Below are 25,633 nucleotides of genomic sequence, written 5' to 3'. Positions count from 1 at the left end.
CCTGCCGAATTATCTGGGGTGGCGCTGGATACTCGACGCCGGACGCATCCGCTCCCCAGAAACATTGTTGAAGGCAACCATGGGAGAGTTCCCACACCTTACGGTGACATAGCCTAATAAAACGCTGTGCGCGCGCCTGTGCCACGGTGAGCGCCGCCGCATAGCCGTCCACGGCGCGCAGCAGCAGGCGCACCTCATCTTCCTCCGGGGTGCCCGCCGCCTTCAAGACATCGACCAGCAGCGGTCCGCGCAGGGCATGTGCCTTGCCATCGTACTCCAGCGTGGGGTGGATGGTGCGCGCCGGCAAGTTCGTCAGCGCCGCAAAGTCGAATGCGTGCGCCCGCTCAAAACTGATCTTTTGCTTGTGCATCATCTGGTCGCGCAGGGCGTCGAACGGGCCCCGGTTAGGCTTGGCTATGCTGCCTGTGATGGTCAGCAGGGCCGGACCGCGCAGGCCGGCGGGCGCCGCCCGGGCGATGGCGGGCAGGGCCGCGACGGCCATACCGGCGGCGAGAAAATGGCGTTTGTGCATGCACCTCTCTTTTTGACCGAAAATCGCTAATGCTCTTAAGTCTATCTTAAGTTCGCTCAAAATTGCTTATTTTGACGTTATTGTCAGTTTGCAATGTCGGCTTACATCTTGTCACAGTTCTTACGGAATGGAGAAAGACGTAGCTTTTTTCGGCTGTTATTGTGTAGTCATCGCACTTCGCTGAACTGCGAATTCAGGCACGTCAACTATTTGAGAGAGAACACGATGAAAAAGAAAATCCTGTTTGCAATGATCGCTTCCGTTACCGCACTGACCGGCATGAGCGCCGCGCACGCTGAAGGCGCCTATGTGGGTGCCGGCATCACGGGTAACCGCTACAATTTTGACATTCCTGGCGCCACCAGCGCCGATAATCACAGCGGCTACAAGGCAGGCGCCAAGGTTTTCGCCGGTTACGATTTCGACAAAACCTGGGCGGTCGAGGGCGGTTACGCCGATTTCGGCAGCAAGGATTACAGTTATGTCACCAGCGCTGGCAACGGTTCCGTGAAAAGCGATTCGCACGGCTACTACCTGGCCGGCAAGGCCAGCATGCCGGTGAGCGATAAAGTGGGCGTGTTCGGTAAGCTCGGTGTGGCCAAGGTCAACAATAGCTTGAGCGGTACGGGCCTGTCGACCGGCATCAGCGGCAACGACAAGACGGGCGTGTACGCTTCCGTCGGTGCCCAGTACGCGATCAACGAGAAAGTCTCGCTGACGGCGGAAGTGGAACACTTCGGCAAGAGTGCCGACCAGGGCCGCAAGGCCACGGGCCTCGCTTTAGGCGCACGCTACAACTTCTAATGGTTTAGAAGTTTGCTGAAAAAAAAGGCAGTTACCGCGAGGTAACTGCCTTTTTGCATGGCCAGACGTAAAACTTAGGTCGTCAATGGCTTGTAGCGGATACGTTTCGGCTTGGCGCCTTCTTCACCCAGGCGTTTTTTCTTGTCGGCTTCATATTCCTGATAGTTGCCGTCAAAGAAGGTGACTTGCGAATTGCCTTCGAAGGCCAGGATGTGCGTGGCGATACGGTCGAGGAACCAGCGATCATGCGAAATGACCATGACGCTGCCGGCAAATTCCAGCAAGGCATCTTCCAGCGCGCGCAAGGTTTCCACGTCCAGATCGTTTGACGGTTCATCAAGCAGCAGGACGTTGCCGCCCATCAGCAGGGTTTTGGCCAGGTGCAGACGTCCCCGTTCACCGCCGGACAGATTGCCGACCATTTTCTGCTGGTCCGAACCCTTGAAGTTAAAGCGGCCCAGATAGGCGCGCGACGGCATTTCGAAGCGGCCCACGGTCAGCATGTCGGCGCCGCCGGACACATCTTCAAAGACGGACTTGTTGTCGGCCAGCGAATCGCGGTTCTGGTCGACGATGGACACGCGCGCGGTCTGGCCGATGGCCACTTCGCCGCTGTCGGGCTGTTCCTTGCCTGTAATCATCTTAAACAGGGTCGACTTACCGGCGCCGTTGGGGCCGATGATGCCGACGATGGCGCCTGGCGGCACGGTGAAGCTCAGATTGTCGATCAGCAAACGGTCGCCGAACGCTTTCGACACGTTCTTGAACTCGATGACGTCATTGCCCAGGCGTTCGGCCACGGGAATGAAGATCTCCTGCGTTTCGTTGCGTTTCTGGTATTCGTGCTCGGACAGTTCGTTGAAGCGGGCCAGGCGGGCCTTGGACTTGGCCTGGCGCGCTTTCGGGTTTTGGCGCGACCATTCCAATTCCTTCTGCAGCGCCTTCTGGCGTGCCGATTCGGTCGATTCCTCCTGCTTCAGGCGGGCTTGCTTCTGCTCCAGCCAGGTCGAGTAATTGCCTTTCCATGGAATGCCGCTGCCGCGGTCCAGCTCCAGGATCCACTCGGCCGCGTTGTCGAGGAAGTAGCGGTCATGGGTGATGGCCACCACGGTGCCAGGGAAGCGCAACAGGAATTGTTCCAGCCAGTCCACCGATTCCGCATCCAGATGGTTGGTCGGCTCGTCGAGCAGCAGCATGTCGGGCTTGGACAGCAACAGCTTGCACAGCGCCACGCGGCGCTTTTCACCGCCGGACAGCACGCCGATCTGGGCGTCCCATGGCGGCAGGCGCAGCGCGTCGGCGGCCATTTCCAGCTGCAAATTCAAATTGCCGCCGTCCGAAGTGGAGATGATCGCTTCCAGGCGTGCCTGTTCCGTGGCCAGGGCGTCGAAATCGGCGTCTTCCTCGGCATACGCGGCGTACACGGCTTCCAGCTTGGCTTGCGCTTCAAACACTTCGCCCAGGCCCGATTCGACTTCCTGGCGCACGGTTTTTTCCGGGTCCAGCTGCGGTTCCTGCGGCAGGTAGCCGATGTTCAGGCCTGGCATCGGCACGGCTTCGCCCTGGATGTCGGTATCGATGCCTGCCATGATTTTCAACAGGGTCGATTTGCCGGAACCGTTCAGGCCCAGCACGCCGATCTTCGCGCCTGGGAAGAAGGAGAGGGAAATATCTTTCAGAATCTGGCGCTTGGGCGGGACGATTTTGCCCACGCGATTCATGGTGTAGACGTAATTTGCCATTAGAAATCTCGGGTGATATACAAAGACGAACAGGATACGGTAAACGCCCGCTTCCGGCCAGCGCTGCGCGCTGCGAAAACGGACGCCAGGGGCAAAGCTAGGCGCTGGCGCGTGCCTTGCGGGCTGTCCACAGTCCCTCGGCCGCGTACAGGGCCAGCGCCGCCCAGATGACGAGGAAGCCCAGCATGCGCTCGGGCGTGAACGATTCGTGGAAGACCCATACGCCGATCAGCAGCTGTCCTGTGGGGGCAATATATTGCAGCAAACCCAGTACGGCCAGTGGCAGGCGGCGCGCGCCGGCGGCAAACAGCAGCAGGGGAATGGCCGTGATGGGGCCGGACGCCAGCAGCAGGGCGCGGGTGGCGGACGAGTCAGTATTGACGAAGCCGCTCTGGCCATGCCAGCCCAGCCACAGCATGTAGGCCAGCGCCAGGGGGAACAGAATCAATGTTTCAAACGACAGGCCTTCCAGGGCACCGAGCGCAGCCGTCTTGCGCAGCAAGCCATAGCCGCCAAAGGTGGCTGCCAGCAGCAGGGCGATCCAGGGCACTTGCCCCGCCTGCCAAGTGAGCCAGGCCACACCGCAGGCGGCCAGGCCGATGGCCAGCCACTGCAGGCGGCGCAGGCGCTCGTGCAGCAGCAAGAAGCCCAGCATGACATTAATCAGGGGCGTAATAAAGTAGCCGAGGCTGGCGTCGACCACGTGGCCGTTGTTGACGGCCCAGATATAAATGAACCAGTTGGCGGACAGCAAAAAGGCACTGGCGACGAAGCTGGCCACGACCCTGGGCTGCGCTTTCAGGCTGCCCAGCCAGCGCCACTGCCGGCGCACGGTCAGCACGATGCCAAGGAACAACAGTGACCATACCATGCGGTGCGCCAGGATTTCCTGCGGTGCGATCTCAACGATGGCATGGAAATACAGGGGAAACAGGCCCCAGCACAGGAAGGCGAGGGAGGCGTACAACATGCCTGGATTCATGGTGGGCTTCGATGGAGAGTAGACAGTCTGTCATTATGGCTGAAAACATCTTGGGCTGCCCGGCGCCGCTGACGAGGCGTAGAATGGCAACAAATCAATTGCCGCAAGCCCGCGCAGCAAGGCGGAGCGGCACAAAACCACGACCTTGGGGCAGCTGCGGAACCATGCAAAAATACTCTTGCTATTTGCTAATACCTATCATATTGTGCGATGCAACAAAACAAAAACGGGTGCAATCTTGACGTCGGAACACAAAAAAAGCAGCCTGGTCGGCTTGACACTGGCTGCCGTCGGCATCGTTTACGGCGATATCGGCACCAGTCCGCTGTATACCCTGAAGACGGTCTTCGATCCTGCCCACGGCCTGGCGGTCACGCATAACAACCTGCTGGGCATCGTCTCGCTGATCTTCTGGGGCCTGACCCTGATTGTCTCGCTCAAGTACGTGACCCTGGTGCTGCGTGCCGACAACCGCGGCGAGGGCGGCATCATGGCCCTGATGGCGCTGGTGTTGTCATCGGTCAGCAAGTCGTCGCGCTGGCATGTGCCGCTGATGGTGATCGGTGTCTTTGGCGCCACCCTGTTCTATGGCGACAGCGTGATCACGCCGGCCATTTCCGTGCTGTCGGCCATCGAAGGCCTGGAAGTGGCTACGCCTGCGTTCAGCCCGTATGTGGTGTGGCTGACGATTGCCGTGCTGGTGGCACTGTATTCGGTGCAGTCGCATGGTACGGCCGGCATCGGCCGCTTCTTCGCTCCCATCATGCTGATATGGTTTATCGCGCTCGCCTGCATGGGGGTGGTCAATATCATCAAGTCGCCAGGCATCCTGGCCGCCGTCAATCCCCTGCACGCGGTAGCTTTCCTGCTGGACAATGGCCGTATCGCCTTCCTGTCGCTGGGCGCCGTGGTGCTGGCATTGACGGGCGCCGAGGCGCTGTACGCCGACATGGGCCACTTCGGCAAGAAGCCAATCCGCATGGCCTGGTTCCTGATCGCCTTTCCCGCGCTGGCGCTGAATTACCTGGGCCAGGGCGGGCTGCTGCTGGCGCACCCGGAAGCCATTTCGAATCCGTTTTACCAGCAGCTGGGCGCCTGGAGCGTGTACCCGCTGGTGATTTTGTCGACCATGGCCACCGTGATCGCCTCGCAGGCAACCATTTCCGGCACCTTCTCGATGACCAAGCAAGCCATCGCGCTGGGCTTCTTGCCGCGCATGCGCGTGCGCCACACGTCGGAAAGCGAAATCGGCCAGATTTACATTCCTGCCGTCAACTGGCTGCAGCTGGCCGTCGTGCTGATGGCCGTAGTCGGTTTTGGTTCGTCGGAAAAGCTGGCCGCCGCCTACGGCATCGCCGTCACGGCCACCATGCTGGCCACCACCATCCTGACCTTCTTCGTCATCCGCTATCGCTGGAAGATGAATTTGCTGCTGTGCTGGGCTGCCACGGGCTTCTTCCTGATCATCGATGTGAACTTGTTCGCAGCCAGCTCCCTGAAGCTGTTCCACGGCGGCTGGTTCCCGCTGCTGCTGGGCGCCATTCTGTTCACCATCATGCTGACCTGGAAACGGGGTCGCCAGCTGGTGTTCCAGAACCTGGAAAAACACGCGATCCCGCTCAACGAGTTCCTTTCGTCGCTGTTCATCGCGCCGCCGCTGCGCGTGCCCGGCACGGCCATCTTCCTGCGCGGCGAAACGGATGGCGTGCCGCATGCGCTGTTGCATAACTTGCTGCACAACAAGGTGCTGCATGAGCGTGTCATTTTCCTCACCGTCTACATGCATGAAGAGCCGTGGGTGGCGCCGTCCGAGCAGGTGCGCGTGGTGGACCTGGGCCACCAGTGCTTCCAGGTGAACGTGCATTACGGCTTCAAGGATGAACCGGACATTCCGGAGGCCCTGGCCCGCTGCGCCGACCAGGGGCTCGATTTCGAAATGATGGAAACGTCGTTCTTCATCGCGCGCCAGACCATCATCTCGACGCCGGGTGCCGGCATGATGCCGTGGCGCGAGCACCTGTTCGTCACCATGTCGCGCAATGCACGCACGGCGGCCGATTACTATCAGATCCCGAGCAACCGGGTGATCGAATTGGGCACGCAGGTGGAAATCTGAACAATGTGATAATTGTGGCAATGTTGCGTTGACGCATAAATTTCACGGCTTGCTTACGACTGCTTACAAATTGGGCGGGCGACTCCTGTTAAACTGCAGCCCGTACCGGTCCGCACCGTACGGGCCTCAGTCACACACCAATATTTAAAGGGAAACGATGAAATCGGTATTTCAATTGATCGCCACGCTTGCTTGCGCCGTGGCCCTGACCGCTTGCGGCGCCGCTGCCAACACCGAAAAACCGGTCGTGCTCGACCCGAATACGCAGGTGAAGGAACTCACCTTCCCCGACGTGGTGGTTGGCACCGGCACAACGGCGGCCGCGGGCGATACCCTGACCGTGCTTTACACGGGCTGGCTGTATGACGCAAGCAAGCCGGGCAACAAGGGCAAGCAGTTCGATGCGAATCAGACGGGCGCAGGCTTCCCTTTCCCTCTCGGTGTCGGCCAGGTCATCCTGGGCTGGGACCGCGGCCTGGTCGGCATGAAGGTTGGCGGCACCCGCATCCTGTCCATTCCGTATGACCAGGGCTATGGCAAGGCGGGCAAGCCGCCGGCGATTCCCGGCTACGCGGGCTTGCTGTTTGAAGTCAAGCTGATCGGCGTGGAGAAAAAAAAGTAGGCACACGCAGGGCAGCTACTACCAAGGGCGATTCCACGGAATCGCCCTTTTTGCTTTGCGGGCCCTGTCCCCTTCAGGCTGGCGCCAGTTCCTGGAAGTAATACGTGGCGCCGCCCAGATCGGCCGGTGCGTCATATTGCAGCACCTGCGTGCGGCGCAGCGCCACGGGGGCGCTGAAGGCGGGACCGTCGTAGACGAAGGTGTGAAATTCGCCGTTTTCGCCGCAGGCGTCGACGCCAGGCGGCAGGTCGGCGAGGAAAGAAGAGTCGAACTCGCGCCCGCAAAATTCGCGTGGCAGGTGCCGGCCATTGATGCAGACGACGATGGCCTTGAAGCCGGCGGCGAGAAATTCGTCGACCAGCGCGCGTCGTGCTTCGCCCCACAAGGGCAGATGGGCCGTCAGGCCGGCTGTGGCGCAGACTTTTTCTTCCCAGTCGCGGTGCGGCTGCAGGTCGATGTCGCCAAACAGGGCGTGGTCTATGCCCTCGTCCTTCGCCGCGCGCAGCATGGCGATGAATTTCTCTTCGTAGCTAGCCCAGCTGGCGTGATAGCGCTGCAGGCGCGCCCCCAGGCTGGCTGCCTGCGCTTCGAGCAGTTCCGGCGGCACGCCGTGCGAGCGCGACTTGCGGCCATCTTCATCCATGGCCGTGATCAGCAGCGGCACGCGCATGCCGGCGTTGCGTGCGCGCCACAGGGCCAGGCAGGAATCCTTGCCGCCGCTCCAGGAGATGAGCGCCGTCGTCATGCTGCCGCTCCCGGCTGCGCCGCGCGCAGCATGTCGATGTGCTGTATGCCGTCTTCGTCGTAGGGGGCGCTGACGGTGACAAAACCGAACGACTGGTAGAAGCGCTCCAGGTACTGCTGCGCACCGATGCGAATGGCGTGGCCAGGGTGCTGGCGTTCGGCGCGCGCGATGCCTTCCGCCAGCAGCTGCTTGCCGGCACCCGTGGTGCGCGCTTCGGGCGCCGTCAGCACGCGGCCCAGCGACATTTCCACGTATTTGGCGCCGGGTGCCAGCACGCGCAGGTAGGCGCCCAGCCGGCGCTGGCCATCGACCGTCTGCCAGCCCAGCAAGTGCATGGCTTGCTGGTCATGGCCATCCAGGTCCGGGTAAATACATTGCTGTTCGATGACGAACACGCGCTGGCGCAAGGCCAGCACCTGGTACAAATCGTGGGGGCCGAGTTCATCGAACGTGTTCCATTGCCAGGCGATCATGCGTACTCCGGAAAAATCAGGAAAAGAGCGCCATTCTAAAGGTACACGTGAAAAAAAACCGCACTGCCTTCAAGGCAGTGCGGTTTTGATGGCGATGCGCAGTCGCTTATGTCAGGCGCGATCAGACGATCGTCAGGGTGACGTCGATGTTGCCGCGCGTGGCGTTCGAGTAAGGGCACACGATGTGGGCGGCGGCGACCAGCGCTTCGGCGGCGGCGCGTTCCATGCCCGGCAGCGAAATTGTCAGTTCCACTTCGATGCCGAAGCCCGTGTCGATGGCGCCGATGCCGACCTTGCCTTCGATGGACAGGTCTGCCGGCAGGGCGATCTTGTCGCGGCCGCCGACGAATTTCATGGCGCCGATGAAGCAGGCCGAGTAGCCGGCGGCGAACAGTTGTTCCGGATTGGTGCCGGTGGCGCCATTGCCGCCCAGTTCTTTTGGCGTGGTCAGCTTGACGTCCAGCACATTGTCGGACGACACGGCACGGCCTTCGCGGCCTCCGGTGGCGGTAGCTACAGCGCGGTACAGGACTTGTTTGATCGACATGATGGTTTCCTTTAGATAGATAAATAGGTGACTACTAAATAGTGTACTACTTGTTTCGTGGGCTGGTGCCCCAGGATGCCCGTCTGAAGAAGCGATTGCCGGCGTCCATGTGTTCAATATATATCGTGCGCTATTTAATTGCAAGCGATTTTATTTCGAATCGACGCCCATTTGTGCTTTATTTTCTTGCCTTTGTCGCCAGTATTGCCCTTCCATCGCATAATGGCCACCGTCGCCGAGGGCTATGGTTATGCTGGGCCCACTTCAATACCAAGGAAAAATCATGACCAGCCTCTTTTTTATTTTCCGCCTCACCCTGGCCACGATGCTCACCTACATCATCGCCACCTCCCTCCTGGTCGAGACCTTTCTGCGCCACATTTTCGGACACACGGAAGGCTTCTTTGTCATCGTCGGTGCGCTGCTGGCCAGCGCCGTCATCACGAATGCGTTTTCGCACGTGCGCCGCGTGCGTCTGATCGCCGACGCCGTCAATGCCAGCACCCTGTCGAGCCGCCAGCGGCGCCAGATCGAGATCCCGTTCGAGGCGGGCGAGGTGTTCGACATGATCGACGCGGCCATCCGCGAACTGCCGGGCAGCGAAGTGGTCGAAAGCGCGCGCGACAGCCTGCAGGTGCAGGCCCGCGTGCGCCGCGCCGCGCCCTACACGCACACGGGCTTGCCCCGCATGCGCCTGCTGGGTTTCCTTGAGCCGCGTCCGAACCAGATCCTTGCCACCGTCACGCCGAATGGCGAGGCGGGCAGCGTGACCCTGATCTGCGAGCCGGCGCGCAATGCCTGGACCGACTGGTTCCTCGTCGACCATGGCAGCAACCTGGAAAATGCGGAAGCGGTGACGCGGGCGATGACGCGCCGGGTGGCGCAGCGCCGGCGCGGCGAGCAGGCCGAGGCGCGCCAGACGGTGACGGAAAAGGAACTCACGGTGGCCAAACTGAGCCTGCTGCATGCGCAGGTCGAGCCGCACTTCCTGTACAACACCCTGGCCAGCGCGCAGTTGCTCACGCGCAGCGATCCCGTGCGCGCCGACGAGATGCTGGGCAACCTGATTTTATATCTGCGCCATTCGCTGCCGCGCACGGAGCAAGCGATGTCGACCCTGGGCACGGAGCTGGAACGTGCGCGCGCCTACCTCGATATCCTGAAAATCCGCATGGGTAACCGCCTGAACCTGCAGATCGAAGTGCCGCAATACCTGCGCCAGGTGGAGCTGCCGCCGATGATGCTGCAAACCCTGGTGGAAAACGCCATCAAGCATGGCCTGGAGCCGAAGAGCGGCGGCGGCACCATCTGGATCATGGCGCGCAGCGGCAACGGCACGGTGATCGTCACGGTGGCCGACGACGGCAAGGGTTTCAGCGACGACGGTGCCGGCACGGGCATCGGCCTGCGCAATGTGCGCGAACGCCTGCGCCTGACCTACGGCAATACCGCCGCGTTTGCCATTGTCGCCAATTTTCCCGATGGCGTGACGGCCACTATCACGGTGCCCGACAGCACGGCGCAAGGAGTCTCGTATGCATCAGCCTGAGATGACTTGCGTCATCGCTGAAGACGAAACCCTGCTGCGCGATGCGCTGGTGGCCTTGCTGGCCGAAGAGTGGCCGGCACTGCGCATCGTCGCCGCCTGCGACGATGGCGGTACGGCGCTCGACGCCATCGCCACGCACAAGCCCGATATCGCCTTCCTGGATATCCGCATGCCGGGCCTGACAGGGCTGGAAGTGGCGGCCGGCGCGCGCGATGCGAGTCCCGGCACCCAGGTGGTGTTCGTCACCGCCTACGACCAGTACGCGATCGATGCCTTCGACAAGGGCGCCGTCGACTATTTATTAAAACCCATCGCCCGCGAGCGCCTGCAAGCGACCTTGCAACGCGTGCAGGCGCGCGCCGGCAAGGCCCAGGCGGGCGACGGCGCGCTGGCCGGACTGCTGCAGCAATTAAGCCGCACCTTGCCGGCGGTGGCCAAGTCGCCGCCGCTGGTGTGGCTGACGGCCAGCAGCGGCAAGGATACGCGGCTGATCATGGTGGAAGACATCGCCTATTTTCAGTCCGACACCAAGTACACGGCCGTCATGACGGCAGACGGCGAGGCGCTGCTGCGCAAGCCGATCCGCGAATTGCTCGACGTGCTCGACCCGGCGATTTTCAAGCAGATCCACCGCTCCACCATCGTCAACATGAAGATGGTGGCATCCGTCACGCGCGACGAGGTGGGACGCGGCGCCTTGCGTCTGAAAACGCGGCCGGAAACCCTGGCCGTGAGCCAGCCGTTCATGGCATTGTTCCGCAATATGTAGCCGCTATTGCCCCGTTTCAAAACCGTAGCGCAGGCTTTTTCATACTTTCTTCGCCCATCGTTCATTGTCATATTTATATTTAATTATGATAATATTAACGTGACGGCATGCCGTCAGATGTGATTGGCATATCTACCTGAAGCGCCTTTATGGCGCTTTGCAAAAATATGAGGAAACCATGAAAAAGAACCTGTTGTGCGCCATGCTACTTGTCGCTGGAATATCTGCTGCCCATGCGCAGCCGACGACGTGGGAATTTACCTATCAAGGCTTTGTCAACGCGGCTACTGGCGTATTCGATTCCGATGCGACTTTCCACGGTAGCTTTAGCGGGGAGGACAGAAATGCGGACAGCGTGATTACAGTTGATGAGCTGAGCTATTTCCTCACCCTGGGTCAACTGTTGTTGCCTATCCGGAAAGGCGATTATGGATGCAATACTTCCTCCTTCCTCCGGTGTGAAATCAAAAATTTCAGTTATACGCTGGACGGTGAACTGAATTATGCAACCAAGACTTATGGCTATGATGGTCCGCACTCCTGGTATAGCCAGGCCGTTATCGGCAGTTACTTCCTCAGAGGTGGGAGTAGGCCGGGAACACGATGGGAAAATCGTTATGACTGGTCCGACCAGACGACCTTTACGATTTCCCCGGCACCCGTTCCTGAGCCAACGGTCGCGTTGATGCTGCCCGCCGGCCTGGCACTCATGTGCCTTGCGCGGTTACGCCGCCGTAAGACTTCTGCTGAAGCAGGGCTTGCCGGTTTGAGCGTCGCCTCTATTCAGCCGTCTCGAAACCTTCGAGGACGTTCACCACATTGATGCCGATTTCCTTCACCGCATAGCCGCCTTCGAGGATGAAGGCGGTGGGCAAATTCAAATGCGCGAGGCGCTCGCCCACGCGCAGGTAGTCGCCGCTTTGCAGGGAGAAGTGCGACAGCGGGTCGCCGGCGAAAGTATCCACACCGAGCGAGACCACCAGCGCGTCGGGCGCGTACATATTGATGCGCAGGCAGGCCGTTTCCAGCGCGGCGAACCAGCTGGCTGTGGACGTGCCGGCCGGCAGCGGCAGGTTGACGTTGTAGCCGAGCCCCGCACCGCTGCCCGTTTCATCGGCGTGGCCGAGGTAAAACGGATATTCGCTGCGCGGGTCGGCGTGCAGGGAGGCGAACAGCACGTCGTCGCGCGCATAGAAAATGCTTTGCGTGCCGTTGCCGTGGTGGTAATCGATATCGAGGATGGCGACCTTGCGGGCGCCGTCGTCGAGCAGATGCTGCGCGGCCAGGGCAGCGTTGTTGAGAAAACAGTAGCCGCCAAAGAAATCGCTGCCCGCGTGGTGACCCGGAGGGCGCGTCAGGGCAAACGTGGCCCGCTCTCCCAGGCGCAGCGCGTGGGCTGCGTTGACGGCGCAGTCGGCGCCCGTCTTGGCCGCCGTCCACGTGCCGGCCGTCAGCGGCGTGCCATTGTCCATCGAGTACAGGCCCAGCTTGGCCGTGAAGTCGTCCGGTTCGATATCGCTGCGCAAGGTGCGCACGGGCCACACGGATGGCAGTGCGTCCTTGCCCGCATTGGCGGGGTCGAGCGCCAGCCAGTCTTGCCAGGCGTGGCGCAAAAAATGCAGGTAGCGCGGCGTGTGGATGCGTTCCAGCGACGTCAGCGGCACGCCGTGCGGCGTGACGATGCGGCCCAGGTTGCGCCGCCCCAGTTCGGCCACCACCATGTCGGCCCGTTCGGGCGTCTCGAAGCAGGGCACCATGGTGCCGCGAAACATCTCGAAGCGCCCCCGGTGCTGGCTGTGCAATTCATTGTAGAAGGTCAGCATCGGGGCGTTTGCGCAAGGTCAGGTGTGCGAACACAGGGTGCTGGCGCGATAGGCGGCGACGAAATCGTCGAAACTGCCGGCGGGCGCCGCTTCCATGGCGCGCTGCTCGGCCAGCGAGCTGGCGGCCATCTCGTCGAAATACGCGCTTTGTTCCTTTGTTGCCGGCTGCGCGCGGAAGTAGGCGGCGTGGCGCTCGCTCTGGCGCAGGCCGAAGGCGGCAAACGAGCCGCCGTTGGCGCGCAGCTCGGCCAGGACCTTTGCCGATGGTGTCGCGTCAGGGTCGGCCAGCTTGATGGCTTGCGCCGCCAGGCTGTCCGCATGCGACGTGCCGCCCTGGCGCGCGTCGAGCAAGGCCGCCACGGGGGCGATACGGGCCAGCAATTGCTCGCCCCACGCCTGCAGGGTGATTTCCTCGCCGTCGCGGCGCAGGGTCAGGCCCGGCGTGCGGCCTTCCTTGACGGTGCGCGCAAAATTGTTCGTGTAGCAGGCGCTTTGCTCGGCCGAGATGGGCGCGCTGTCGTCGAGCGCGCAGAACAGCAAAAACGCATCGAGGAAACGGCCCGTTTCCAGGCTGATGCCGACCGGTTCGAACGGGTCGACATCCATGCAGCGCACTTCGATGTATTGCACGCCGCGCAGGCACAGGGCCTGGATCGGGCGTTCGCCCGTGCGGATCACGCGCTTCGGGCGGATGGTCGAATAGTATTCATTTTCGATCTGCAGCACGTTGGTGGACAATTGAATCCACTCGCCATCTTTTTTTGTGCCCAGCGCCGCATACGGCGGATACGGGTCGTTGACGGCATGCGTGAGGGCGTTGACGTAATCATCGAGGCTGTTTTCGTGCGGGCGCAAGCCGGACTGGGCATCGTTCTGGTAACCGAGGTCGCTCATGCGCAAGCTGGTAGCGTACGGCAGGAACAGCGTGTCGTCGGACAAGGTATCGAGCTTGTGCGCGCGGCCGCGCAGGAAACCGGCGGACAGGGCCGGCGAGGCGCCGAACAGATACATCAGCAGCCAGCTGTAGCGGCGGAAATTGCGGATCGTCGCCAGATAGCTTTCCGACTGCACGTCTTTCGGCGTGGCAGCTGTCTGCGTGGCGCTGGTGTCCGGATGGCTGGCCAGCACTTGCCATAGCTGCTCGTCGAGCGAGTAGTTGTAATGGATGCCGGCGATGCATTGCATGGCCTTGCCATAGCGCAAGGCCAGGCCGCGCCGGTAGACGTGCTTGAGCATGCCCATGTTCGACGTGCCGTAGTTGGCGATTTCGATGTCCGCTTCGGGCGGTAGCTGGCAGGGCATCGACTGGCTCCACAGCAACTCGTCACCGAGGCGGCTGTAGGCGTGGCGGTGCACGGTATCGAGCTTGTCGAGCGTGACGGCGATGTCGCTTTCAGCCGGGGTGATGAATTCGAGCAGCGCTTCGGCGTAGTCGGTGGTAATTTCAGGGTGCGTCAGCGCCGAGCCCAGGGCGGCGGGGTGGGGCGTGGAAGCCAGATGGCCGGCATGGTCGACGCGCAGGGTTTCACGCTCGATGCCGCGCAAGCCGCCCAGCAGCGCGCGGTTGGCATCTTCGGTCAGCAATGCCAGGCGGCGAGTCAACAGGTTGGGCAATTTGAGCTTCCTTTCTTGTGCAGCATATAAATAATTTGTGCTGAGATTAACCGAATTTTGGCAAATGCGTCGGCGCCGGCCTAAAAAACGCCGCGTCGCCAGCGTCCGCCCCAGGGAATGGGGACGGCGCTTCGGTCAGGAATTCGCTTGATATTTTAACAAACTGCGGGGGGATCTGGCGCGCGCCGGGTCAAGCTTTGCGCAGTCAGCCGAGGCGGGCGCCGCTGACTCTTTCGATACCGGCCAGGTCGCGCCAGCTTTGCACTTTGCTGTAGCCGGCAGCGGCCAGCAGCTCGCGCACCTGGGCCGCCTGGTCATAGCCGTGTTCCATCAGCAGCCAGGCGCCTGACGCCAGGTGGCGCGCGGCGCCGGAGACGATGGTGCGCAGGGCCGACAGGCCATCCGCATGGTCGGTCAGCGCGCCCGTCGGTTCAAAGCGCAAATCGCCTTCGGCCAGGTGGCGGTCGCCGCTGGCGATGTAGGGGGGATTGGAGACGATCAGGTCAAACTTTTCCGTGCCCAGCGCTTCGAACCAGTCACTGGCCATGAAGGTGATGTTGACGCCGTTGGCGCTGGCGTTGCGGCGCGCCACGGCCAGGGCCGCGCTGCTCACATCCAGGGCCGTGACGACGGCATCGGGCCGTGTGTACGCCAGTGCGACGGCGATGGCGCCGCTGCCCGTGCCCATGTCGAGCACCCGTCCGCCGGGCGGCAGGCGCTCGAGCGCCAGTTCCACCAGCACTTCCGTGTCGGGACGGGGAATCAGCACGGCGTCGTTCACTTCGAACGGCAGGCCGAAAAATTCGCGCTGGCCGACGATATAGGCGATCGGCTCGCCTTGCAGGCGGCGCGCCAGCAAGGCGGACAAACGCTCGGCTTCGTCGTTGGTGAGCACGCGCTCCGATTGTGTGATCAGGCTCACGCGCGACAGGCCCAGCGCGTGGCTCAGCAGGATGCGGTTGTCGAGCGGGTCGAGCAGCGGACGGATTTGCAGGGCGCCGACAGTGCTGCCGGCGGGGATCAGTGTTTCTGGCATAGTGCTTTCAATTATTTCTGACGGCGCAGCAAGGTCCACAGCAGGCCTACGGTAAAAATGGCGAACCAGATGAACGCCCATTGCGGGATCGACAGGCCGAAAAACGGCTCGCCGGCGTTTTCGCAGGCGCCATACGATTCAAACATGAAGGGCATGACTTGCGCCGTGAAAATCTTGTTCAGCGCCGTTTCCACCGGGTCGATGCCGCACGAGAAGCCGGGATGGGCCAGCACGTACAAATGCTTGGCGCCCACGCCCAGGCCGCCCAGGGCCGCCAGAACGCCGATGCCGGCGCCGATTTTCGGCTGGTTGGCCGCTGCGCCGGCCAGGCAGGCGATGCCGATGGCGAGGAACAGATAGCGCTGGATCACGCACAGCGGGCACGGCGCCATGTTCATGGCATGCTGCAAATACATGGCCACGCCCAGCATCAGGAAACACAGGGCGGCGATCAACAGGAGGACGATGCGTGAATTTTTCATGGGCTACACGGTGAGGTGGATGGAATCGAGCTAGGCATTCTCGCACAAGGGCCGATTTTTATTGCTTAGCCGCTACTTAAACCCTTGATCTGGCTGGGCGCTTTAAAAAGTGTTCAGGGCAAGGCGCAGCGCCGCAGGCAGTACGAATGTACGGCCAGGCGATGCAACGCCGCCATGGACGCTTTTTAATCGCCCAGCGCGGCAAGCAGCTCTGCCTGGTGTTCTGCCGCCAGCGCATTCGTCAAATCCGTCAAATCCCCGTCCATGATGAAGTCCAGCTTATACAGGGTCAGATTGATGCGGTGATCCGTCAGGCGGCCTTGCGGGAAATTATAAGTACGGATGCGCTCGCTGCGGTCGCCTGAGCCGATCAGGCTCTTGCGCGTGGCCGCTTCCTTCGACTGCTGTTCGCGCAGCTGCACGTCCTTGATGCGGGCGGCCAGCACCTTCATCGCTTGTGCCTTGTTCTTGTGCTGGCTGCGGTCATCCTGGCATTCGACGACGATGCCGGTCGGCAAGTGGGTGATGCGCACGGCCGAATCCGTCTTGTTGATGTGCTGTCCGCCCGCGCCCGAAGCGCGGTAGGTATCGATGCGCAGGTCGGCCGGGTTGATGTTGACGTCTTCCACTTCGTCCGCTTCCGGCATCACGGCCACCGTGCAGGCGGACGTGTGGATGCGGCCCTGGGTTTCCGTGGCCGGCACGCGCTGCACGCGGTGGCCGCCCGACTCGAATTTCAGCTTCGAATACGCGCCATTGCCGACCACGCGCACGATCACTTCGCGGTAGCCGCCCAGGTCGGAGTCGGACGACGACACCAGCTCCACTTGCCAGCGGTTGCGCTCGGCAAAGCGCGAGTACATGCGCAGCAGGTCGCCGGCGAACAGGGCGGACTCATCGCCGCCCGTGCCGGCGCGAATTTCCAGGAAGATATTGCGCTCGTCATTGACATCCTTCGGCAGCAGCATGGTTTGCAATTCGCGTTCCAGGCGCGCCATGGTGGCTTTCGCCGCCTCGATTTCTTCCTGGGCGAATTCCTTCATGTCCGGGTCGCCCAGCATCTCTTGCGCCGTGGCGATATCGTTGCCCGCTTCCTGGTAGGAATGGTACAGGGCCACCAGCGGCCCCAGTTCGGCATGCTCGCGCGTCATCTTGCGGTAGCTGTCCATGTTCGACGTGGCGTCCGGGTGCATCAACAGTTCGTCAAGTTCGACCAGGCGGTTCGCCAGTTGATCGAGTTTGCCCAGCATGGATGGTTTCATAGCGATTCGCGGTAAAAGAGTGTAAGGATGGTGCGGGTCCGGCAAGCCCGGCAGGCGGGCAGGGGGCGGCCGCGCGGGCGGCCAGCGGGGCTGCGCTAACGGCGGGGGCGGAACAGTTTCGGCAGCAGGGTGACCAGTTGCTTGCGCTCGTCGCCTTGCGCATGGTGCAGCGCCTGTTGCGGACCGTGCAGGAACTTGGCCGTCAAGCCTTTCGACAGCGCTTCCAGCACGGCATCGATGTCGGCGCCCTTGGCCAGCATCTTGCGCGCCCGTTCCACTTCCATCAGGCGCAGCGCTTCGCTGTTTTCATGTAAATGCTGGATGACGGGCACCATGGCGCGGTCATCGACCCAGCTCATGAACGATTGCACGCGCGTCTCGATGATGGCCTCGGCTTGCGCCACTGCCGCTTGCCGGCTTTCCAGGCCCGTCTGCACGACCTTGCCCAGGTCGTCGACCGTGTACAGGAAGACGTCGTTCAGGCGGCCCACTTCCGATTCGATGTCGCGCGGCACGGCCAGGTCGACCATGAACATGGGCTTGTGGCGGCGTGCCTTGATGGCGCGTTCGACCAGGCCCAGGCCCAGCAGCGGCAAGGACGACGCCGTGCACGAGATGACGATGTCGAACTGGTGCAGTTGCTCCGGCAGGTCGGCCAGGCGGATGGCCTTGCCATTGAAGCGGTGCGCCAGTTCCTCGCCCCGTTCCATGGTGCGGTTGGCAATGGTGATGCTTTTCGGATTTTGCGCGGCAAAGTGCGTGGCGCACAATTCGATCATTTCGCCGGCGCCGATGAACAGCACGTTTTGCTCGGCAATCTTGTCGAAGATGCGCTGCGACAGGCGCACGGCGGCGGCCGCCATGGAAACGCTGTGGGCGCCGATTTCCGTGCTGCTGCGCACTTCCTTGGCGACGGAAAAACTGCGCTGGAACAACTGGTGCAGATACGTACCCAGACCGCCGGCCTCGTCGGCCGTGCGGATGGCATCCTTGATCTGCCCCAGGATCTGCGTTTCGCCCAGCACCATCGAGTCCAGCCCGGAGGCGACGCGGAAGGTGTGGCGCACGGCATCGTGCTGCGGCAGCATATATAAGTGCGGGCGCAGCTCGCTGTAGTTGAGCTTGTGATAATCGGCCAGGAAATGCGCGCCCGCGTCGAGCGGGTTCGGCACATGGCTGGCCGCATACAGCTCGGTGCGGTTGCACGTCGAGAGGATGGCCGCTTCGTCATTGTCGCGCAGGTCGATGCGCTGGAACCAGGTGCGCGCCGCCATCACCGCCGAACCCAGATGCTCAGGCGCAAACGCCAGCTGTTCGCGGAGCGACACTGGGGCGGTGGTATGGTTGAGGCCGACGGCGAGCAGTTGCATTTCAGAGCTGTTGGGATGACTTATGCCGACATTATAGCGCCTTGTGCCCGCGCTTTGAGCAGGTCAGCCGTTTGCTTCCGTTCAGCCACCCAGTTTTTCCAGGCGATAACCATAACTGTAGACGGGCACCAGGCGGTAGCCGTGTTCGGGTTTCAGCTGCAGCTTGTTGCGCACGCGCGAGACGTGGGTATCCATGGTGCGCGAGGGCAGGGCCGTGTCGCGCTGCCACACGGCTTCATGGATGTAGGCGCGCGACAGGGGACGGCCCAGGTTGCGGAAAAAGAGTAGCGCCAGGGCGAATTCCTTGTGCGTCACGTCCAGCACTTCGCCATCCTTCAGCAGGCGGCCGGGGCGGGTTTCAAACGTGTAATGACCGAATTGCAAGTACTCGGCGCCATTCTGCGCCGGGTAGGCCACGCGCAGCAGCGCCTGGGTGCGCAAGGTCAGTTCACTGCGCCGCAAGGGCTTGATCATGTAGTCGTCGGCGCCCGCCGTCATGCCGGCCACCACATCGTCTTCGCCCGAGCTGTTGGTCATAAACAACACGGGCGCCTTCGGCGCCAGTTTTTCCCGGGCACGGCGCAATACTTCCGCACCATCCAGATCGCTCACATGCCAGTCGAGGATGAGCATGTCGCAACTGTCCTTGCGCAATTGCCCCAGCATTTCCTTGCCACTCTGAAACTCGTGGCAAGCGTGGCCGGCGGCGGTGAGCACCTGGCAGATCAGTTCTGCCTGACTATGATCGCTATCGAGTACGGCAATTCGCATAATGGGCTGGAATGTGTAGCAACAAACAGACGGTCCGCTCTGCTTATCGTAATGTTAAGGAATGCTCAAGTGAAATATAACAGAGATTGCAACTGTGTCCAGTGAAATCAGCGGCGACATTCTTTACGTTACACTTGTTCATCTACCCCTACTAGTGGAGAAACGCGCATGGCAGACAAGAGCAGCACCGATTGGACCCTGATACCGGCCAGTCATGCCGACATCGAGCGAGTGCGTGAGCGTTGCCGTCGCCTGGTGCAGCGGCGTGCCATGATGTCGGCGGGCGCCTCGGCCATTCCCATTCCCGGCATCGACCTGATGTCCGACGTGGGCCTGTTTTCCATGCTGATCAATGATATCAACCACGAATTCGGCCTCACGCCCGAGCAGATCGAGCGCCTCAATCCGCAGTTCAAGATGATGGCCTACCGCGCGGCGGTGGGCATGGGCGGCATGTTGGTGGGGAAATTGGTGTCGCGCGAACTGATCCTCCACCTGCTCAAGCGCAGTGGCGTCAAGATTGCCACCAAGCAGGTGGCGCGCTTCGTGCCGTTTGCCGGCCAGGCGGTGGCGGCAGCCATCGGCTACGCCGTGTTCCGCCAGATCGGCAACCAGCACGTGAATGCCTGCGCCGCGGTGGCGCAGGAATTGCTCACGGTGAGGCCGGATTAAAGACTTTAAGCGTCCGGCAGCACCACGTTGACGTCGAGCACTTCCAGGTTGCCCTGGCGGTCCAGCGAGATTTTGATGTCATCGGCATTGACCTTGGTGTACTTGGAAATGACGGCGATCAATTCCTTGTGCAGGGCGGGCAGGAAGTCCGGACCATCGCGTCCGTTGCGTTCGCGGGCGATGATGATCTGCAGGCGTTCCTTGGCCGCGGTGGCCGTCTTCGGCTTGGGGGGGAACAGGAAAGAAAGCAAGGCCATATCACTTCGCCCCAAAAATGCGCTGGAGTAATCCAGGCTTTTCATAGTTGGTAAAGCGCAACTCGACCTCTTCGCCGAGGAAACGCGAGACCACGTCTTCATAGGCTTGCGCCACGTCCGTCCCCTTGAAATGGATGGCGGGATTGCCCTGGTTCGAGGCGGCCAGCACTTGTTCCGATTCCGGAATGATGCCCACCAGCGGGATGCGCAGGATTTCCTGCACGTCCTGGTAGGACAGCATTTCATCCGATTCCACGCGTTTCGGCGAGTAGCGGGTGATCAGCAAATGTTCCTTGACCGGCTCGCCGCCCGTCTGCGCGCGGCGCGACTTGGCTTGCAGGATGCCCAGGATGCGGTCCGAATCGCGCACCGATGACACTTCCGGGTTGGTGACGATGATGGCTTCGTCGGCAAACGTCAGCGCCATCAGCGCGCCATGCTCGATGCCGGCCGGCGAATCGCAGATGATGAATTCGAAGCCCATGTTGATCAGGTCGTTCAACACGCGTTCCACGCCTTCTTCCGACAAAGCATCTTTGTCGCGCGTTTGCGAGGCGGGCAGGATGAACAGGTTGTCGCAGTGCTTGTCCTTGATCAAGGCCTGGTTCAGGCTGGCTTCTTTATTGATCACATTGATCAAGTCATACACGACGCGGCGCTCGCAACCCATGATCAGGTCGAGGTTACGCAGGCCCACATCGAAGTCGAGCACGGCTGTCTTGTGGCCGCGCATGGCCAGACCAGTGGCAAAACTGGCGCTAGAGGTCGTCTTGCCGACACCGCCCTTGCCGGACGTCACAACAATAATTCTTGCCACAAATAATCCTTTTCAGATATCTCTTGAATTGTGCAGCTTAAGAGCGGTTCACGGGAGTGACCGGATTGACAGAGTGTATATCGATTCTGTCTCCAGCCAAACGAATTTGCGCGGGTCCGCGCGCCATTTCTGCGGGGAAACCATCCTCGAACGTGCGGTATACGCCGGCGATCGAGACCAGTTCCGGTTCCATGGCCAGTGCGAAGATGCGCGCCTGGGCATTGCCCGAGGCGCCGGCCAGCGCGCGGCCATACAGCGAGGAGTACACATGGATGCTGCCGTCGGCGATGATTTCGGCGCCATTGTTGACGACAGCCGTGATGATCAGGTCGCAGCCGCGCGCGTAAATGCGCTGGCCGGCCCGCACGGGCGTGTCGATCACCATCACCTGCGCTTCGGCACCCGCCTGGGCCGCCGCCGTGGGGCCATCCTTGGGCGGCGCATCGTCGCGCGTCTTGCCGCTGTCGAGGCTCAAGCCTTGCGCCAGGATGGCGTCATGCATGTCGGCCGGCGCATTGCGCACGGCCACGGCATTCAAGCGGTATTTTTTCAGCAGGGCCACGAGGGCGGCCCAGTCGATGGGCACGCTGCCGGGCGGCAAGGCAGCCACGTCCAGCACGGCCAGGTCATCCTCGAAAAAGTCCGCCACGCCCCCCGTCATGTCGCGCAAGGCGGCATCGAGTGCCTGCGTATCGGCGCTATGCACAATGGCGGAGACAGCAACGACGGTGGAAATCTTGATTTCGATAGGCTTCTGCGACGGGCTTTTGGACATAAACATTTATCAAAGTGAAACTGCGGCAGGCCAACTGTTCCGTACGGCAACAATGAGGAGCAGTAAATTTCTTGCATTCTACTGCAAAAAAATCACCGTCAGGGACCTGGAGTGTGCTATTCCACAGGGCAACAGTGACTTCTTGTCAAAAAACAAGGGCGACGCCCCGGAAAACCGTTGCGCCGCCCTGCAAGCAGCCGGACATGCGCCCTGACGGCGCTGTCCCGGATCAGGCTGCGCGCATCTGCTGTGCCGCTGCGACCATATTGCGCAACGCCGCTTCCGTTTCCACCCAGCCCCGCGTCTTCAAGCCGCAGTCCGGGTTCACCCGTAAATGGGCTGGCGCAATCATGGCGATGCGGAAGGCGCGCGTGGCCCAGTCCAGGTAGGCGTCCCACTGGCCACGGCGCAGCGGCAAGCCTTCGCGGATGGCCGGCTCGTCGATCTGGATGCTGCCGATTCCGGCCGTTTCCAGGTCTGCCACCTCGTCGCGGATAGCCAGGGCCAGTTGCAGCGCTGTGGTGGCGCGCGGCTGGTCGTCGCGCACGAACGACCATTGCAAGATCGTCACCGGCCCCGTCAGCATGCCCTTCATCGGTTTATTCGTCAGGCTTTGCGCATGGACCGTCCACTCGACGGTCATGGCGGCCGGGCGCTGCACGTCGCCGTAAATGATGGGCGGCTTGACGCAGCGCGAGCCGTACGATTGCACCCAGCCCAGGCGCGTGAAGGTGATGCCGTCCAATTGCTCGCCGAAGTATTCGACCATGTCGTTGCGTTCCGCTTCGCCATGCACGAGTACGTCAAGGCCCAGCGCTTCCTGGCGGATGGCCGTCGTTTGCGGGAAGGAGCCGATGGTCGTTGTCGGGAAGTCTGGCCGTTGCAGGCGCTGCGTCACTTGCGCGCGGTGCACGCGGGGGCTGGCGCGCCGCCCTGCGATGGCCAGGCGGGACATTGCCAGTGCGGCGTCATCGGGATGGCCCGCCAGCGCGTCCTTCAGCAGCGACAGTTCCGTCAATTTCTCCGTGGCAAACGCCAGCCAGGTCTTGATTTCGCTATCGAGCTCCGTCTCGGCTTCCAGGCTGAATGGCAGGTGCAGCAATGAGCACGACGGCGCCAGCCACAGTTGGCCATTGCGCCTGGCCGCCAGCGGTTGCAGCACGGCCAGGGCCGCGTCCAGGTCGGTGCGCCAGATGTTGCGCCCGTCGACGATGCCGATCGACAAGACCTTATGCGCGGGCAACCAGTCCGTCACGCTGATCAGCTCGTGTGGCGCGCGGATGCCGTCCACGTGCAGGCCGGCCACGGGCAGGCGGCAGGTCAGGCTGAGGTTTTCTTCCAGCGGCGAGAAATACGTGGCCAGCAGGATATTCACGCCCACCTGGTTCAGCTGCCAGTAGGCGCTCTCGAAGGCGCTGCGCCAGGCGCTGGGCAAGTCCAGGCCCAGGATCGGTTCATCGAGCTGCACCCAGCTCACGCCTTGCTGCTTGAGGCGGTCGAGCAGGGCGCCGTAGACGGGCAGCAATTGTTCCAGCAGGGCCAGCCGATGGAAGTCGGACTCGCCCGGCGTCTTTTCCTTGCCCAGCCAGAGGAAGGTGAGGGGGCCGATCAGGGCCGCCTTGACCTGGTGGCCCAGTGCCTGCGCCTCGGCCACTTCTGCCAGCAGGCGCTCGCAGGCCAGCGAAAACTGGGTCTGCGGCGACAATTCGGGCACCAGGTAATGGTAATTGGTGTCAAACCACTTGGTCATTTCCAGTGCGTGGTTGCCGGCGGTGTGGTCATGGTGCGCGTGACTGTGCGTGCAGCCGGCGTGGTCCGCCTGGTTGTCGTTGCCGCGCGCCATCGTGAAATAGCGCGACAGCGGCGATTGTGCTGCGTCAAAGCGGAAACGCGCCGGTTCGCAGCCCAGCAGCTGGATATGGCTGGCCACCTGGTCGTAAAAGGCGAAGTCGCCCACGCTAACGTAAGCCAGTCCGGCGTCGCGTTGCAGCGCCCAGTGGCGCGCCCGCAGTTGCTGGCCCGTGGCTTCCAGGGCAGCCTCGGACACCTCGCCACGCCAGTGGCTTTCCAGCGCCAGTTTCAGTTCACGCGCGGCGCCGATACGGGGAAAGCCAAGGATGTGGGTACGAATGGTCATGATGTCATCGAGATTTAATGTGAATGCGCTAGAGTGTGCGGCAACTTGATCTATAATAAAAACGAAACATTTTGACGAATAACATGAAAATTTTTCACGTACATCCCCCATTTTCCCGATGCTAGAAATCCGTCACCTGCGCACCCTGAGTGCCTTGCGTTCCTCCGGCAGCCTGGTGCGCGCCGCGCAACTGCTCAATCTGACCCAGTCGGCCCTGTCGCACCAGATCCGTTTGCTGGAAGAGCGCTACAAGGCGCCCTTGTTCGAGCGCAAGTCGATGCCGATCGCCTTTACGGCCACGGGCAGCCGGCTGCTGGAGCTGGCCGACAAGTTGCTGCCCGAGATCGAGCTGGCCGAGCGCGACGTGGCGCGCCTGTCGCAGGGCGACAAGGGGCAACTGCGCGTGGCGCTCGAATGCCATACCTGCTTCGACTGGCTGATGCCGGTGATGGATGCGTTCCGCCAGCGCTGGCCGGAAGTGGAGATCGACCTGGTGTCGGGCTTTCACAGCGAACCAGCGGAGCTGCTGCGCTCGGGTGAGGCGGATCTGGTGATCGGCTCGCCGTATGGCCCCGATTTCACTGTGTTTCCCCTGTTCCGCTTTGAAATGCTGGTGGTGATGGCGCAGAAGCACCGGCTGCAGGCGCAGCGCCGGCTGGTGGCGGCCGACTTTACTGGCGAGACCCTGATCACCTATCCCGTGCCGGAAGAGCGCATCGATCTGATCCGCGAAGTGCTGAAGCCCGCCGGCATCGTCTTCGAGCGCCGCACGGCGGAGCTGACGGTGGCCGTGCTGCAACTGGTGGCGAGCCGGCGCGGCATCGCCGCTTTGCCGAACTGGGCCATCAAGAATTACGTCGATTACGATTATGTGGTGGCGCGCCCGGTGGGTGAGCACGGCTTGTGGAGCGATTTGTACGTGTCCGTACCCGACCATTTGCAGGACAAGGCGTATGTGCGCGATTTCGTCAGTGTGATACGCGAACAGTGTGCGGCCTCGCTCGACGGCATCAAGTTGTTGTCCTGATTAACGTTGAGTGGGAAACAAAGCAACAGGAAAGCTTGATAAATATCAAGGTTTAGTAATGAACCACCGCTTACAGTTGAGCACTGTGCGGCGCAACATGGCGCCGTCTACTCTTTGGAGAGGAAGGACATGTTTTCATTTTCCGAACAATGGGCACTCGCCGGCAAGGCCGTGGTGGAAGCACAGTTGAGCAGTGCGCAAGCGTATGTCCAGGCTGCGGTCGACAGCGGTGCCAGCGTGCTCGATTGGCAGATCGATGCGGGCCGTGCGGCACTGGCCGCCGCTACGGTGGCGGGCAATCAGTTGCTGTCCGTGAAGGATCCGCAAGCGCTGCTGCAACTGTCGCGCACGCAGTCGCAACTGGCCATCGAATGCATCGGTGCATATGGCCGCCAGGCAAAGGATGTTGCTCAGGAAACCCATGAGAAATTCGACACTGTGACAAAGGGTGAGTTTGCTGCATCGCGTCAAAAATTTGGCGAGCTGTTGCAGGTGGTAAAGCAAACGCCCGTGCCCCTGATTATTCCCTTCAATAATTTTCTAAAAACCACTTTCGGCGGCGCCGATGAAGGGTATGATAAAAATAAAAACACGCGTCCCGCTCGTCAAACGTAGGCGTGTTGCGGCCCGGCAGCGGCTATCCGCCGCGCCAGGCCGCCCGCCGCCACCGCAAGCAGGCTGTCATCGCCGCCGCCTGCGGTCCGGCGCT

Annotated in this window: 26 protein-coding genes and 1 pseudogene; 11 read left to right on the top strand and 16 right to left on the bottom strand. The window is 61.7% G+C overall.

The annotated features are described in order from the left end of the window. The 3 genes and pseudogenes from ACQ4WN_RS11245 to ACQ4WN_RS11235 form a co-directional block, all read left to right on the top strand. Positions 1–112, top strand: a pseudogene (locus ACQ4WN_RS11245) (IS1595 family transposase); the annotation flags it as partial. A 144-nt stretch (positions 113–256) separates the two neighbouring features. Then, positions 257–562, top strand: coding sequence for a hypothetical protein (locus tag ACQ4WN_RS11240; protein WP_436551611.1), 306 nt, complete (start codon positions 257–259; stop codon positions 560–562). Positions 563–757: 195 nt separating this feature from the next. Continuing rightward, the gene (locus ACQ4WN_RS11235) at positions 758–1,336 is read left to right on the top strand and encodes a porin family protein (protein ID WP_436551610.1); all 579 of its coding nucleotides are present in this window, start codon (positions 758–760) and stop codon (positions 1,334–1,336) included. Positions 1,337–1,410: 74 nt separating this feature from the next. Here ACQ4WN_RS11235 and ettA read toward each other — a convergent pair whose 3' ends face one another. Together ettA and rarD are read right to left on the bottom strand one after the other, a co-directional pair. Then, positions 1,411–3,078: an energy-dependent translational throttle protein EttA gene (ettA, locus tag ACQ4WN_RS11230; protein WP_436551609.1), complete on the bottom strand. Its 1,668-nt coding sequence runs from the start codon at positions 3,076–3,078 to the stop codon at positions 1,411–1,413. Positions 3,079–3,175: 97 nt separating this feature from the next. Further along, on the bottom strand, positions 3,176–4,060 hold the full coding sequence (gene rarD, locus ACQ4WN_RS11225; RefSeq protein ID WP_436551608.1) for an EamA family transporter RarD: 885 nt from the start codon (positions 4,058–4,060) through the stop codon (positions 3,176–3,178). 238 nt (positions 4,061–4,298) lie between these two features. Between rarD and ACQ4WN_RS11220 the strand changes: the two genes are divergently transcribed. Together ACQ4WN_RS11220 and ACQ4WN_RS11215 are read left to right on the top strand one after the other, a co-directional pair. Next, positions 4,299–6,176, top strand: coding sequence for a potassium transporter Kup (locus tag ACQ4WN_RS11220; protein WP_436551607.1), 1,878 nt, complete (start codon positions 4,299–4,301; stop codon positions 6,174–6,176). A gap of 157 nt (positions 6,177–6,333) precedes the next feature. Beyond that, a complete protein-coding gene (locus ACQ4WN_RS11215) occupies positions 6,334–6,798 on the top strand; it encodes an FKBP-type peptidyl-prolyl cis-trans isomerase (protein WP_436551606.1) in 465 nt (154 codons plus the stop codon). Positions 6,799–6,871: 73 nt separating this feature from the next. Here ACQ4WN_RS11215 and ACQ4WN_RS11210 read toward each other — a convergent pair whose 3' ends face one another. From ACQ4WN_RS11210 to ACQ4WN_RS11200, 3 genes are all read right to left on the bottom strand, one after another. Then, positions 6,872–7,543 (bottom strand): Dph6-related ATP pyrophosphatase, encoded by a 672-nt coding sequence (locus tag ACQ4WN_RS11210; RefSeq protein ID WP_436551605.1) that lies wholly within the window; start codon positions 7,541–7,543, stop codon positions 6,872–6,874. Continuing rightward, complete coding sequence (locus tag ACQ4WN_RS11205) at positions 7,540–8,016, bottom strand: GNAT family N-acetyltransferase (RefSeq protein ID WP_436551604.1); 477 nt, start codon at positions 8,014–8,016, stop codon at positions 7,540–7,542. The genes ACQ4WN_RS11210 and ACQ4WN_RS11205 overlap by 4 nt, the downstream gene beginning before the upstream one ends. Before the next feature lie 121 nt (positions 8,017–8,137). Beyond that, positions 8,138–8,563: an organic hydroperoxide resistance protein gene (locus ACQ4WN_RS11200; protein ID WP_436551603.1), complete on the bottom strand. Its 426-nt coding sequence runs from the start codon at positions 8,561–8,563 to the stop codon at positions 8,138–8,140. 283 nt (positions 8,564–8,846) lie between these two features. On the opposite strand from ACQ4WN_RS11200, the gene ACQ4WN_RS11195 reads away from it, so the two are divergent. The 3 genes from ACQ4WN_RS11195 (at position 8,847) to ACQ4WN_RS11185 (ending at position 11,704) form a co-directional block, all read left to right on the top strand. Beyond that, the gene (locus ACQ4WN_RS11195; RefSeq protein ID WP_436551602.1) at positions 8,847–10,112 is read left to right on the top strand and encodes a histidine kinase; all 1,266 of its coding nucleotides are present in this window, start codon (positions 8,847–8,849) and stop codon (positions 10,110–10,112) included. After that, entirely contained in the window at positions 10,099–10,881 is a 783-nt protein-coding gene (locus ACQ4WN_RS11190) for a LytR/AlgR family response regulator transcription factor (protein WP_436551601.1), read from the top strand. Before ACQ4WN_RS11195 ends, ACQ4WN_RS11190 begins: the two co-directional genes overlap by 14 nt. 178 nt (positions 10,882–11,059) lie before the next feature. Next, positions 11,060–11,704 (top strand): PEP-CTERM sorting domain-containing protein, encoded by a 645-nt coding sequence (locus ACQ4WN_RS11185; RefSeq protein WP_436551600.1) that lies wholly within the window; start codon positions 11,060–11,062, stop codon positions 11,702–11,704. Here the strand turns inward: ACQ4WN_RS11185 and ACQ4WN_RS11180 are convergent. The 7 genes from ACQ4WN_RS11180 to ACQ4WN_RS11150 all read right to left on the bottom strand — a co-directional run bounded on the left by ACQ4WN_RS11180 (position 11,661) and on the right by ACQ4WN_RS11150 (position 19,239). Next, a complete protein-coding gene (locus ACQ4WN_RS11180) occupies positions 11,661–12,704 on the bottom strand; it encodes a histone deacetylase family protein (protein WP_101483420.1) in 1,044 nt (347 codons plus the stop codon). The genes ACQ4WN_RS11185 and ACQ4WN_RS11180 overlap by 44 nt on opposite strands. Positions 12,705–12,722: 18 nt before the next feature. Further along, positions 12,723–14,318 carry a glutamate--cysteine ligase gene (gene gshA, locus ACQ4WN_RS11175; RefSeq protein ID WP_436551599.1) on the bottom strand — a complete coding sequence of 532 codons (1,596 nt, stop codon included), beginning with the start codon at positions 14,316–14,318 and terminating at the stop codon, positions 12,723–12,725. Between the two features lie 205 nt (positions 14,319–14,523). Further along, positions 14,524–15,354 (bottom strand): peptide chain release factor N(5)-glutamine methyltransferase, encoded by an 831-nt coding sequence (gene prmC, locus ACQ4WN_RS11170; protein WP_436551598.1) that lies wholly within the window; start codon positions 15,352–15,354, stop codon positions 14,524–14,526. An 11-nt stretch (positions 15,355–15,365) separates the two neighbouring features. Continuing rightward, on the bottom strand, positions 15,366–15,836 hold the full coding sequence (locus tag ACQ4WN_RS11165) for a disulfide bond formation protein B (protein ID WP_436551597.1): 471 nt from the start codon (positions 15,834–15,836) through the stop codon (positions 15,366–15,368). Between the two features lie 185 nt (positions 15,837–16,021). Then, entirely contained in the window at positions 16,022–17,098 is a 1,077-nt protein-coding gene (gene prfA / locus ACQ4WN_RS11160; RefSeq protein WP_071079939.1) for a peptide chain release factor 1, read from the bottom strand. 95 nt (positions 17,099–17,193) lie between these two features. Beyond that, a complete protein-coding gene (hemA, locus tag ACQ4WN_RS11155) occupies positions 17,194–18,468 on the bottom strand; it encodes a glutamyl-tRNA reductase (RefSeq protein WP_436551596.1) in 1,275 nt (424 codons plus the stop codon). Between the two features lie 81 nt (positions 18,469–18,549). Beyond that, positions 18,550–19,239 (bottom strand): response regulator transcription factor, encoded by a 690-nt coding sequence (locus ACQ4WN_RS11150; RefSeq protein ID WP_101483426.1) that lies wholly within the window; start codon positions 19,237–19,239, stop codon positions 18,550–18,552. A 168-nt stretch (positions 19,240–19,407) separates the two neighbouring features. On the opposite strand from ACQ4WN_RS11150, the gene ACQ4WN_RS11145 reads away from it, so the two are divergent. Next, the gene (locus ACQ4WN_RS11145) at positions 19,408–19,911 is read left to right on the top strand and encodes a hypothetical protein (RefSeq protein ID WP_436551595.1); all 504 of its coding nucleotides are present in this window, start codon (positions 19,408–19,410) and stop codon (positions 19,909–19,911) included. A 5-nt stretch (positions 19,912–19,916) separates the two neighbouring features. On the opposite strand, the gene minE is transcribed toward ACQ4WN_RS11145, so the two are convergent. The 4 genes from minE to ACQ4WN_RS11125 all read right to left on the bottom strand — a co-directional run bounded on the left by minE (position 19,917) and on the right by ACQ4WN_RS11125 (position 23,897). Further along, positions 19,917–20,168 carry a cell division topological specificity factor MinE gene (gene minE / locus ACQ4WN_RS11140; protein WP_436551594.1) on the bottom strand — a complete coding sequence of 84 codons (252 nt, stop codon included), beginning with the start codon at positions 20,166–20,168 and terminating at the stop codon, positions 19,917–19,919. 1 nt (position 20,169) lies between these two features. Further along, positions 20,170–20,985, bottom strand: a complete 816-nt coding sequence (gene minD, locus ACQ4WN_RS11135) for a septum site-determining protein MinD (protein WP_436551593.1) — start codon at positions 20,983–20,985, stop codon at positions 20,170–20,172. 37 nt (positions 20,986–21,022) lie between these two features. Continuing rightward, on the bottom strand, positions 21,023–21,760 hold the full coding sequence (minC, locus tag ACQ4WN_RS11130; protein WP_436551592.1) for a septum site-determining protein MinC: 738 nt from the start codon (positions 21,758–21,760) through the stop codon (positions 21,023–21,025). A gap of 229 nt (positions 21,761–21,989) precedes the next feature. After that, a complete protein-coding gene (locus ACQ4WN_RS11125; RefSeq protein ID WP_436551591.1) occupies positions 21,990–23,897 on the bottom strand; it encodes a 5-methyltetrahydropteroyltriglutamate--homocysteine S-methyltransferase in 1,908 nt (635 codons plus the stop codon). A 118-nt stretch (positions 23,898–24,015) separates the two neighbouring features. Here ACQ4WN_RS11125 and ACQ4WN_RS11120 point away from each other — a divergent pair, with 118 nt between their 5' ends. Both ACQ4WN_RS11120 and ACQ4WN_RS11115 read left to right on the top strand, forming a co-directional pair. After that, positions 24,016–24,924, top strand: a complete 909-nt coding sequence (locus ACQ4WN_RS11120) for a LysR family transcriptional regulator (protein ID WP_436551590.1) — start codon at positions 24,016–24,018, stop codon at positions 24,922–24,924. A gap of 129 nt (positions 24,925–25,053) precedes the next feature. Beyond that, complete coding sequence (locus ACQ4WN_RS11115; protein ID WP_436551589.1) at positions 25,054–25,539, top strand: phasin family protein; 486 nt, start codon at positions 25,054–25,056, stop codon at positions 25,537–25,539. Positions 25,540–25,633 lie beyond the last annotated feature (94 nt).

The sequence above is a fragment of the Janthinobacterium pasteuri genome, from assembly GCF_051380775.1.
Lineage (GTDB): Bacteria > Pseudomonadota > Gammaproteobacteria > Burkholderiales > Burkholderiaceae_D > Janthinobacterium.
Note: the sequence above shows the minus strand (reverse complement) of the source record. Positions and strands in the feature narration are given on the sequence as shown.